The sequence below is a fragment of the Flavobacterium sp. genome (genome assembly GCF_003525665.1).
Classification (GTDB): domain Bacteria; phylum Bacteroidota; class Bacteroidia; order Flavobacteriales; family Flavobacteriaceae; genus Flavobacterium.
Map to the genome: position 1 here is coordinate 1 of NZ_DQDX01000057.1, position 5,480 is coordinate 5,480.

Below are 5,480 nucleotides of genomic sequence, written 5' to 3' on the forward strand. Positions count from 1 at the left end.
ATTTAAACCTTTAAACTTTTTTAAACCTTTAAACTATTTTCAAAAGTATAAAAACTATATTTGTAAAAAAATAATAATAGTATGTTTTCAAAATTTGCCTATTCTATATTTGAACAATGTATCAAGGATTATCATGTTTACGATAATGTAAACCAGCCTATTAATAATCCGTTTCCAAAGGACAAAATTGAGCACTTATTGTATTTTAAAAATTGGATTGACACCGTTCAATGGCATTATGAAGATATTATTCGTGATCCAAATATTGATCCTGTTGCAGCATTAACTTTGAAAAGAAAAATTGATGCTTCTAATCAAGAACGTACCGATATGGTTGAATATATTGACAGTTATTTTCTTCAAAAATATGCTCATGTTGATGTAAAATCTTCTGCAAAAATCAATTCAGAATCTCCAGCTTGGACCTTGGATAGATTGTCTATTTTGGCATTAAAAATTTATCACATGAATGAAGAAGCAACTCGTGCAGAAGCTTCGCAAGAACACAGAGATAAATGTCAAGAAAAGTTAAACGTACTTCTGGAACAAAGAACCGATTTATCAACTGCCATCGACGATTTATTGACTGATATTGAAAATGGCGATAAATTTATGAAAGTGTACAAACAAATGAAAATGTACAATGACGACGAATTGAATCCTGTTTTGTATCAGAATAAAAAATAAGTAATGCATATCAAGCCATTAAGGTATTAAGAAAATTAAGGCAAAACTTAATTAAACTTAATACCTTACTAGTTTAAAAACAATCATTTGCCAAAAAAAATTAAACATATCGCCGTAATACGATTGTCAGCAATGGGTGATGTTGCCATGACAGTTCCTGTTGTTAAAGCTTTTGTTGAGCAAAATGCAGATGTTAAAATTACGGTTGTTTCAATTCCGTTTTATAAACCATTTTTTGACGGAATTAAAAATGTGAGTTTCTTTGAAGTTGATGTAAAAAAACGTCACAAAGGTTTTTGGGGATTATTGAAATTGTATCCCGATTTAAAAAAGCTAAATATTGACGCCATTGCCGATTTACACAATGTTTTGCGTTCTAAATTTATCAGAAAATTATTTGCACTAAACGGAAAACAAGTTGCGTTTACAGACAAAGGCAGAAAAGAAAAAGCTGCATTAACAAGTCTTGAAAATAAAGAGTTCAAACAATTAAAATCGATGTTTGAACGCCATGTTGAAACCTTCAACAAACTTGGTTTTTCTATAGATTTATCGCATCCAAATTTCCCTGAAAAAGCTATTTTATCGAATGATATTTTGAAAATTTCGGGTGAAAAAGCAAACTTCAATTGGATAGGAATTGCACCGTTTGCTCAATATGAAAGTAAAGTGTATCCACAAGATTTAATGCAAAAAGTAATCGATGAATTAGCATTAAATACCAACCACAAAATCTTTCTTTTTGGTGGCGGAAAAAAGGAAATTGAAATCTTAAATCAGTTTTCAAATGGCAAGCAAAATGTAATTGTTGTAGCCGGAAAAATAAATTTAAAGCAAGAATTACAATTAATTTCCAATCTAGATGTAATGCTTTCAATGGATTCTGGAAACGCGCACATCGCAGCAATGTTAGGAATTAAAGTTATTACACTTTGGGGTGCAACGCATCCTTTTGCTGGATTTTCACCGTTCAATCAACCTTTAGAAAATTGCTTGGTTTCCGATAGAAAACAATATCCATTACTTCCAACTTCGGTTTATGGAAATAAAACTGTAGAAGGTTATGAAGAGGTGATGAGAAGTATTTCTGTGGAAAGTGTTGTTGAGAAGATAGATTTAACTTTTAACCATTAAGAAATTAAGTTTCATTAAGATTTACCTTAACTTTCCTTAATTTCTTAAAGGCTTAATTTTTCTTCAGTAATAATTTCGTTAATTATTTTTAAATAGTTTAATTCGAAGTTTATATTTTTAAAATCTTCTATTTCACCATTAAATCTAATTTCACTAATTTCATTAAATATTTTGTATTTAAAATTTATTGAAGTTCCATCTAAAACAAATTTTGTTTTAGTATTAATTTCTTTTAATTCATTTTCTGCTTCAACAACAATGCTATCTCCAATGAAGTGATTTTCTTTTTTTATTCTGATTAAATTTTTCTTCCCATTTTTTATTTTCACAAGATTCCAATTTCCCTCATTATCATTGTAAATTAGATTTGAAATAGTTGCTTTTCCATAATCAAGAATTATCACATTCCCAAAAGAGTTTAGTAGTTCAGTTGATAATTTATGTTGCCTTTTTTCAGTTTTTTTAATAGCATGATTAATCCCACAAGAGGAAAATAAGATGCAAATAAATATCAAAATAATCTTTTTCAAATGGATTTAAAATTTGTGTTAATTCGTGAAATTTGTGTCTTTTTCAATCACAAATAAATCTTATTATCACGACAAATCTCCAAAATATAACTCTTTAAATTTGAAATTGTTGCCTGATAATTTGGTGCTTCGTAGCCGAAACGTTCGTGTTCCATTTGCTCTTTTTCGATCGCGTTGCAACCTTTTAAAACTTCTTTAATCATGTCGAGCATAATTAATTCTTTGTTTTTATCTTTCTCAAATTTGAAATCCACCAACTCATCTTCCAATTTTTCACAATACTCCAAAAGCTCTTGAACTTCTGGTTCGTCCAAAAGATCTTGAGCTTTTTTAAATAGTTCAAATTTATTTCGCATAATTTTTAATCTAAATTCAGTTTGCCACGCAATAAATTGGAATTTGGAATTTCTAATTTGGAATTTTAAAAACTAAACATCATCAAAATCAACAAATATCTCACTACTCGTTGGATGCGCTTGACACGTTAAAATCAATCCGCTTTCAACTTCTTTATCAGTTAAAATGGAGTTCTTTTTCATTTCGGCTGTTCCTTTTGAAATTCTCGCTAAGCAACTGCTGCAAATTCCGCCTTGGCAAGAATATGGTGCATCGATGCCTTGTTTTAAAGCAGCTTCCAATAAAGTTTGCTTCTGACTCATTTCAAATGTTGCCTCATCGCCATCAACTAAAACTGTGATTTTGGTATGACCATTTTCTGAAGTTGCAATTATTTTTTCTGCAGAAGTTGATGTTGAAAATAATTCAAATTTGATATTTTTCTCAGCAACATTATGTTCTTTTAAAACATCAGAAACCAAATTAATCATTTCTTCTGGACCACATAAATAGAATTTAGAAAACTCTTTTTCTTTGTGTTTGTTGTTCAAGACAAAATTAACATTGGCTTTATCAATTCTACCAAAAAGTTCGTTTTCAACTTTTATTTGAGTATAAGCATAATGCACAAAAAAGCGTCCTACATATTGCAATTGCAAATCGTGTAATTCTTGATGAAATATGGTTTCGTCGTTATTTTTATTTCCGTAAACTAACACAAAAGTGCTGTCTTTTTCGTTATGCAAAACCGATTTTAGAATCGACATAACCGGCGTTATTCCGCTTCCCGCAACAAATGCTGCGTAGTTTCTTTGTCTTCCAACTTGTGGTTCAAATGTAAACTTACCTTCAGGAGTTCCAACTTCTAAAATATCTCCAACTTTCAAATTTTCATTCGCAAACTTCGAGAAATGTCCGTTTTTAACCGACTTAATTGCAATGCGTAATTCACCACTTTCTGGCGAAGAACAAATAGAATAAGCACGACGAATTTCTTGTCCGTCAAGCGTCAATTTTAAGTTAATATATTGACCTGCAGTAAATTGATAAGCAGATTGTAATTCAGAAGGAACATTAAAAACTACAGAAACTGCGCTTGGCGTTTCACGTTTTACTTCTTTGACTTGTAATTTATAAAAAGCTGACATTGTGATAATTTTTTTACAAAGATAATAAATCGCAAGTGTTTACTTCACATCGAAAGTTTGAAATATTTGTAACAATTTTCTACATTTATAAACTAATTAACAAACCAATCAACTATCAACTATGTTCAAACATTTTATTATGCTCGAATGGAAATCATTTCTCCGTTCGGCTTCTTTAGGAAGTAATATTGCCATGAAAATCTTTATGGGATTTTTTGCAGTTTATTTCATGGTGATTTTTATTGCTGCCGGAGTTGGCGCTTTTTTTATTTTAAAAGAAGAAGGATATGAACCACTGGCAACTGTAAATAAATTTATGATTTATTATTTATTTGCCGATTTGTTAACTAGGTATTTTCTTCAAAAAATGCCAGTCTTGAACATCAAACCGTTACTAACATTACCTATTAAAAGAAACACGATTGTTCATTTCACACTCGGGAAAACAGCTTTATCATTCTTCAATTGGTCACATGCACTTTTCTTCATTCCGTTTTCAATTGTCTTATTGTTAAATGGTTATAATGCATTAAATGTAATTTTGTGGCATTTAGGAATGATGTCATTATTTTATTTGAACAATTTTATAAATATTTTAATCAATAATAAAAACAGTGTTTTCTACTCAGTTTTGGCAGTAGTTGGAGGTTTTGGTTTAGCGCATTATTATAAATTATTTGATATTACAACTTACACGCAACCGTTTTTTCAAGGAATGTATGAAACCTTTTTTGTGTTTTTAATTCCGATGATTTTGGTAGCTGCAACTTATTATTTTGCTTTCAATTATTTTAAAAGTAATTTGAATTTAGACGAAGGTTTGGCAACGAAAAGTGATATCGCAAAAACACAAAATTTTACTTTCTTGGACCAATTTGGAACTTTAGGAACATTCTTAAAAAACGACATTCGATTATTATTAAGAAACAAACGCTCTAAAACTACGTTGATAATGAGTTTCTTATTCATTTTTTATGGTTTTATCTTTTTCAACAATCCAACACAACCAGCAGTAATGGGGATTTTTGCCGGTATTTTCGTTTCAGGCGGATTTCTTTTCACCTTCGGACAATTTGTGCCAAGTTGGGATAGTGCTTATTATCAATTGATGATGAGTCAAAATATTCAATATAGAGAATACATCAGCTCTAAATGGTGGTTGATGGTTATTGGAACTTTAATTTCAACAATTCTAGCATCGTTTTATTTGTTTTTTGGAGTTCATACGTATTTATTAGTAGTTTGTGGAGCGATTTTCAACATCGGAGTAAACTCGCACTTGGTAATGCTTGGCGGTGCATTTGTAAAAACTCCAATCGATTTAACTACCGGGAAAGGAGCTTTTGGCGATAAACAAGCATTTAATTCTAAAACATTATTATTAACAATTCCAAAATTGCTTTTACCTGTAGCATTTTATGCTTTAGGATATTACATTTTCTCACCAAACATTGGATTGGTATTTGTTGCTGCAGCAGGAATTTTAGGGTTTGCTTTTAGAAATTACGTTTTCAGTCAGATTGAAAAAATCTACAAAAAAGAAAAATACGCAACTATCGCAGCATACAAACAAAAAAATTAATAAAGAGTTTTTAGTTTCAGCTAAAGGCAAACTTATAAACTTTTAAACCATAAACTTTTAAAC

At 30.1% G+C, this 5,480-nt stretch carries 6 protein-coding genes; 3 read left to right on the forward strand and 3 right to left on the reverse strand.

Annotation, left to right across the window (positions count from 1 at the left end):
- The first annotated feature begins 81 nt into the window (after positions 1-81).
- Positions 82-687 carry a DUF4254 domain-containing protein gene (locus tag DIU01_RS04030; RefSeq protein WP_290831961.1) on the forward strand — a complete coding sequence of 202 codons (606 nt, stop codon included), beginning with the start codon at positions 82-84 and terminating at the stop codon, positions 685-687.
- A gap of 132 nt (positions 688-819) precedes the next feature.
- Positions 820-1,821 (forward strand): glycosyltransferase family 9 protein, encoded by a 1,002-nt coding sequence (locus tag DIU01_RS04035; protein ID WP_290831966.1) that lies wholly within the window; start codon positions 820-822, stop codon positions 1,819-1,821.
- 44 nt (positions 1,822-1,865) lie between these two features.
- Here the strand turns inward: DIU01_RS04035 and DIU01_RS04040 are convergent, their stop codons facing one another.
- The 3 genes from DIU01_RS04040 to DIU01_RS04050 form a co-directional block, all read right to left on the reverse strand.
- Positions 1,866-2,351, reverse strand: a complete 486-nt coding sequence (locus tag DIU01_RS04040) for a hypothetical protein (protein WP_290831962.1) — start codon at positions 2,349-2,351, stop codon at positions 1,866-1,868.
- Positions 2,352-2,398: 47 nt separating this feature from the next.
- On the reverse strand, positions 2,399-2,707 hold the full coding sequence (locus DIU01_RS04045; RefSeq protein WP_290831963.1) for a hypothetical protein: 309 nt from the start codon (positions 2,705-2,707) through the stop codon (positions 2,399-2,401).
- Positions 2,708-2,779: 72 nt separating this feature from the next.
- Complete coding sequence (locus DIU01_RS04050) at positions 2,780-3,835, reverse strand: ferredoxin--NADP reductase (protein WP_290831964.1); 1,056 nt, start codon at positions 3,833-3,835, stop codon at positions 2,780-2,782.
- Between the two features lie 121 nt (positions 3,836-3,956).
- Here DIU01_RS04050 and DIU01_RS04055 point away from each other — a divergent pair, with 121 nt between their 5' ends.
- Positions 3,957-5,417: a DUF5687 family protein gene (locus DIU01_RS04055; protein ID WP_290831965.1), complete on the forward strand. Its 1,461-nt coding sequence runs from the start codon at positions 3,957-3,959 to the stop codon at positions 5,415-5,417.
- Positions 5,418-5,480: the final 63 nt, after the last annotated feature.